4 protein-coding genes are annotated in these 5,902 nt (G+C 43.3%); 2 read left to right on the top strand and 2 right to left on the bottom strand.

From position 1 onward, the window contains the following. The first annotated feature begins 94 nt into the window (after window positions 1-94). Together BZG83_RS15545 and BZG83_RS15550 are read left to right on the top strand one after the other, a co-directional pair. Window positions 95-916 (top strand): glycosyltransferase family 2 protein, encoded by an 822-nt coding sequence (locus BZG83_RS15545; RefSeq protein ID WP_077481896.1) that lies wholly within the window; start codon window positions 95-97, stop codon window positions 914-916. Further along, the gene (locus BZG83_RS15550) at window positions 909-3,971 is read left to right on the top strand and encodes a glycosyltransferase family 2 protein (RefSeq protein ID WP_077481898.1); all 3,063 of its coding nucleotides are present in this window, start codon (window positions 909-911) and stop codon (window positions 3,969-3,971) included. The genes BZG83_RS15545 and BZG83_RS15550 overlap by 8 nt, the downstream gene beginning before the upstream one ends. Here the strand turns inward: BZG83_RS15550 and BZG83_RS16675 are convergent. Then, the gene (locus tag BZG83_RS16675) at window positions 3,892-4,662 is read right to left on the bottom strand and encodes a hypothetical protein (protein WP_077678271.1); all 771 of its coding nucleotides are present in this window, start codon (window positions 4,660-4,662) and stop codon (window positions 3,892-3,894) included. The genes BZG83_RS15550 and BZG83_RS16675 overlap by 80 nt on opposite strands. A 29-nt stretch (window positions 4,663-4,691) precedes the next feature. Then, the gene (locus tag BZG83_RS15555) at window positions 4,692-5,573 is read right to left on the bottom strand and encodes a radical SAM protein (RefSeq protein ID WP_077481900.1); all 882 of its coding nucleotides are present in this window, start codon (window positions 5,571-5,573) and stop codon (window positions 4,692-4,694) included. Window positions 5,574-5,902: the final 329 nt, after the last annotated feature.

A 5,902-nucleotide genomic window follows, 5' to 3' on the forward strand; every position in this document is an offset into this window, starting at 1 on the left:
ATACTCATCAATTTACTTATTATAATCAAGTTAATCATCATACTCATCAATTTACTTATTATAATCAAGTTAATCATCAATCAAAGTCCCAATAATGAATAATGTCATTGTACTTATCGCTACAACGCCCAGGCTTTCACTTGTTTCTGCGCATGCGCTTCCTTCTGTCACCAATCAAACATGCCAACCTAAAGCTGTTGTGCTCGTATCAGATACACGCTCACTAGATCGGCATGAAGTAGAGAACCTTCGCTCTGAACTCAAAAGTATTCCGCTGCATGTGTTGGTCAATTCACGTGCGTCCGGCGCCGCTGGCAGTTGGAATACCGGTATCAACTATATCTCTGATAACTTCCCAAATAGCTATATCGCTATCATCGATGATGATGATGTTTGGCAGCCAGAGCATCTGTCTTCTTGCCTACTTAGCAGTGAAGAAGGAACGGCAGATATCGTTCTGTCTGGTATCAATGTGAAGATTAATAACAAAACGGTCGCTACTAATATTCCCAAAGGTCTTGAGGCCAGTGACTTTCTAGTTGGTAACCCAGGATGGCAAGGCTCAAATACCTTTATTAAGACTGGGCTTGCTACCAAAATTGGTGGTTTCACTGACGGCTTAACCAGTGGAAATGATAAGGATTTTGCGATTCGAGTTTTAGAGTCAGGCTTGGCCACCATTCGCTATACCAATTTGGCGACCGTTGATTGGATGTGCAATCAATCACCCGATGCGCTATCAGCCCCTGGCTCTAAACAGAAACTGCACGGCTGTGCGCAGTTTCTAAAACTTCATGGAGAGAAAATGTCACGAAGTGAGATGGATATTTATTTCGAACGCGCTGCAGAGCTGTTTGCGCTTTCCAAGAACGATATATTAGACGAAATAAAACTGCTGGAGAGTGTCAATGGCTAACTTTTACTCGCGTGCGCCCATTAAATACACTAAGATCTTGTGCGATCGTAATTTGCAAGTTTTACACACTTCCTCACCAGAATTTGACTCTGCTGAAGTAGTAATCGCCATTGCCCATAAAAACCAACCACAATATCTCATTCGAGCGCTTAACAGCGCTATAAATCAGTGTCTCACTCAAAAGCAGGTTGCGCGCATTGTTGTACTGGATGATAGCTCGGATATAAGTTGGTCATCAGAAGCAAGTGCTTTACTTCACCATCCAGCTGTTACCCTTTTACAAGCAGAATGCGGGTCACCAGCTAGAGCACGAAACCTTCTCTTAGACTGGGCAGATACACAGCCATGTATAAAATGGGTTGCAAGATTAGACGCTGACGATGAACTGTTTGCTAAAGATAGCCTACATGGATTATGGAGCGCCGTTCGCAATACAGATAAAGTAGCAGCTCTGGGAAGCAATAAGCTGAGAAAAGAAGATGTGATTCTCCAAAATAACAATATCGCAAATCCAAACAAGCTCTGTAATCATTTAAGTTTAGCGAGATTTATCGATGATTTTGCTTCAGCCAAGCAACAACACGAGCTCCCGTCATSCAACTTATTACTCAAGACCAATCTGGGTATCAGGTACCCAAACATCAGAAGCGCAGAAGACCACTGGTTGGTCACTAAACTATTAATGCTAAATCCTTCTAAGGTAGCAGTTTGTTCTTATCCTATTTATGCCATCTATTCTCTTGATGGAGAAGATACAAAGAAAAATAAGACTAACGAAATTTGGCGAGAGCAGAGAAAAAGGCTTGCCTATGTTGCAAGAACATGGAGCACTCTATTGTCTACCAATCGCCATCTGCTTGGTGTTGGTATGGAAGGGGCGGTTTGGCTACAGCATAATCAAGTGGTTAAGGAGTTTTACCCTTGGGCTATTTCTGACAACGAAGTCCGAAGCCTGAGAACCTTACTCGCTGAAAAAGATGCTCCAATTCCGACGGCGACTTGGAGAAAGTGTGATGGAATTTGGCAGTACAGCACCTTCTTCCAAAGTAATGCATTAACTAACGAGAAACTTTCCGAAAAATCCATTGTAGATTACCTCAAAAAACTCTATCGCGCTGGAGTTTGCACTCTCAACATCAAGCGAGATAACTTAATTGTCACTCCACAAGGAGACTTGGAATATATTGATATCGGAAAGGACATACAGCCTCTAACCTCCTCACACTTTCGGGATATGTGCGCCCGCCTCTATTCTATTGGAATACTGGCTAATGCTGACGAAGAACTCGTGCGTCGGCGGAGTTGGCGAAGACAAGATGATGCTTTAATGAGCCTTCCCGGATTCGAGCAGTTTTACCACAAGTTGATCACAGAGCTTCATCCACAATGCGTCGAACCTTGCCAAGCACTAACCCCGATGGCCTCATCTAAGAGCGATGCAGTAACTCTAATGATTAAAGCCTGCGCACAAGATGCAGAGGTACTTACTGACCAAGTACTGCATATCGTGACGCAGCTGCGCTACCCAGTTAATTTCGCTAAAACAATTCTTCTGATTGATCCTCACGAGGGACAATTTTTACGCCAGTATTCAAACCCAAACCTAGCCTCCGTTATTGAACAAGCCGAGAAGCTGAGAGACGATGGACTAATTGACTCCGTGCTAGTTTCCCCTACAAGCGCAACAACCATAAATACAACGTATGAAAAATGGTTTGCRCAATCTGATTGCGGAGAAACACATACCATTCAAAATGCTCCCTTATTCCCTCAGATCTGGGGATTTGACCAAGTTACGACTCGATATCTACTGCAGTGCGATTTAGACGTGCTTATTGGTCGCCGAAATTGGAGCCATGATTATATCGCCGACATGATTTACGCCTGTAAGCCTGAGGATGTGCTTACCGTTGGCTTCAACATTCCCAAAAGCGGCTCTAGTTTCAATCCTTATAAAGGAGAGCCAGGCGAATTTGCTCCCGAAGTCCGTTTCGGACTCTTAGATCTTGCTAAGATTCGCAATCAACTACCAATTGATAATCCTTTGGACGAAGGCAAGTTCACTCTCACCTGGCATCGTGCACTACAGCAAGCAATGAAACATAGAGGACTTCGCGCTGTACGTGGTGGCGATCCACGAAGTTACTACGTTCATCCTAGAAACGAGCACAAACACTTTTCTGAACTTTCATTAGCGAGAGATCTAATTGCCCAGGGAAAAGAACCTACAAAGCAACATGAGGAGTTTGATTGGGTACCCGGCAATCATTGGCAATATGAGCAAAGGCGCGAAAAAGTCGTTTTTTTGTTGAAAGGTAGGTACACAGACCATGCCCTGCTAAGACGCTGCCTAGAGTCTTTGCGAAATCAGACAAATCAAAATTTTGGTATTGTCCTTATTGACGATGCCAGTGGCGCCGTTCATAACTGGTGTTATCCAATGTTGTTGGATGAGCTACAAGCTAAAACTACCTTAGTAAGGCGTAGCTCTAATACTGGGAGAATGCCAAACTTCATATTGGCAATAAAAGAAATCTGCCAAGACCCTAGCACCCTGGTTGCAGTGTTAGACCAAGATGACTGCTTAATGCAACCCAATGTTGTTGATGCTTTGTATGCGGCTAAGAAACAGGGGGCAGACTTAATTCAGATGCCTATGTTCCGCCCTAATAAACCACTGCATTTATACCAGCCGGATTATACTAGTCCTAGGCTTGCTGCGGGTGCGAATGTATGGAGCCACCTAAGAGTCTTCACCAAAGCGTTATTTGAAAAAGTCCCTGAGGAATATTACAAACATAAAGACAGCTCTGAGTGGTTCGATTCGGCTACAGATTATTTAACCATGTTACCTATGGCGGAACTCGCAAAAGCCCCTATTTACTTAGATACAGGCTACACCTATTGGCACATACGCAAAAAGCTGGGCCGAGATGAAAAAGAGCGCAATAACCAAATGGTTCAAGAAATTATGTCTATGCCTTCACTTTCTCGGAGAGGAATAGAGCTTGTTGAGCCAAAGCCAGATTTTTTTGAAGACGGTTTACCACAGTAGACAATTCGTTGTCGTAAAGCCACCAGTTTGGGGAGATGCTACTCCCCCTTAAAACAAAAAATAGTGACTCTAAGGTCTTTAAGCTCGAAGAATCAATGTGCTCCAACCATGTCATAGGCTTAACCTCGGATAGACCTTTCAATAATTGAGTCGTTTCTTCTTTTGGTAAGCTTGGCAACGACTGAAGCTTGAAGCAGTGTCGAGTGATTGTTGCGTCATTCACTTTGTCATGACGCACTAGCTTCATTTCAAAGCCTGGCCAATTTAATTTGTCCATCCAACCAGATGCGAGACGCCGTTCTCCCAGCCAGTTATGGTATGCAGCCGGCAGCGCTTTCCGTTTATTATAATCTAGGGGCCTCTCTAGTGAAGGCAGCAAAGTCATCCTACTAACATTTATCGTGACACCAAATTCCAGCATTGTCTTGAGAGTGAGCAGACCAATTGAAGGTTTACACCCCAATAGGCTCTCCAATTCCTTCCCATGTGCTTCTAGCTTTTTACAAAATAGTTTGCTTGGTACTTCGCCTTGAACAAGAACGCCTGTCTTGATGCCTGCCAACTTACTATTGGTAATCAACAAGTCAGCGCTTGAAGCGATGGTCAAAGGTTGATTAAATCGAATAACTTTCTCATTTTTTTTGATGACTAAGTCACCCGGACCATTGCCAACAATATGCCATTCATCCACTTTCTATGCCTTTTGAAGTCAAGCAAGAACTAAGATTTTCTGTTGCTTTCCCAATCTTGATAAATCTTCTTCCATGTTGCTGAAGTCTGCTGCTCAAATATTCTAGGGCGTAGTTTTGGAGGAACATAATGGCCATCTCGAAATCGTCCACATAAGCCACAATTACGCCTCATTAGATCACGCATTTCATCATCACTGGATGGTAAACGCTGCCGTCCACCTTTTAGGTTTAATACTCGGTCAATACCACCAGCAACCGCACAAGGATAATAACCCTGAGGCGTTAGACCTAAACCGCAAGTCTTTGCGATATCACACCCGTTCGAGAAGTCACTAAACTTGTGGGACCAGCTATCAACAGGAGCTAAGTTAAATGGGCCAAAATCTGGTTGAACGGAATCAGTTTTTGCTGAGTTTTCAATACACAACCACTCTGGCAGCATCGATATTACTTTGTTGACGTGACGACCATAGCCGTTAGTGACAAGCTGAATAGTCAGAGCAGGACGAGCAAGCTTCAGGCGATATAACTCCGAAAGGATCTCGCTGAACTCGGGATGTAGCGTTGGTTCTCCACCTAATACACGTATTTTTCGCCAGTGCTTATTCTGGCTTAGACTATCGTCAACAAAATGGGCTATTTCATCGAGTCCAATATGTGTTTTCGATGGGGCTTGGGCTGAAGAGCGATTACAGTTATTGCACTTCAAGTTACACTGGTAGGTGATATCTATTTCAATCAAGTCATCAGCAACCTGATATTGGTAACCCATCAACTTAGTCATTGGCTTCTGAATGCGAATCCATCGCCAAAAAGCTTTTAGCTTGAACCAAAACTTAACAACATAAAACCACTTATGAGGATAGCCACGCGAGTACTTAAATGGTTCTTCATTACGACGCAAAGCCACAATGACCTCTCTTTTAATTTTGTTGTAAATGCCTTCGCCAAACGATATCTCAACCTAACACGATGATATGTCGTTCACTATCATCGTAAGATAAAGTAATTGTTACATGTAAGCAATTGTTACACGGCCTAGTAAAAATACTCAGATATTTACCCGCATCGTGAACTTAAACTATTTAAATCACGAACCTTAAGTACATCCCCCATCCACTCATCTACCTCACCTTCCACCCAGGGCGAGATCGCGAACGTTTTTTGACCAAAAAAGGATCGGTTTGACGATCACCTCTGGCTGTGATCATATAGGCCGATTCTAAAATAGTTCGGGAT

Origin of the sequence: Salinivibrio sp. PR919 (assembly GCF_001995355.1) — a bacterium.
In the GTDB taxonomy this organism is placed as follows: domain Bacteria; phylum Pseudomonadota; class Gammaproteobacteria; order Enterobacterales; family Vibrionaceae; genus Salinivibrio; species Salinivibrio proteolyticus.

Bases quoted from the DNA above. Each gene is read 5' to 3' on its own strand.
- BZG83_RS15545 (WP_077481896.1), top strand. From the start codon at position 95: ATGAATAATGTCATTGTACTTATCGCTACAACGCCCAGGCTTTCACTT.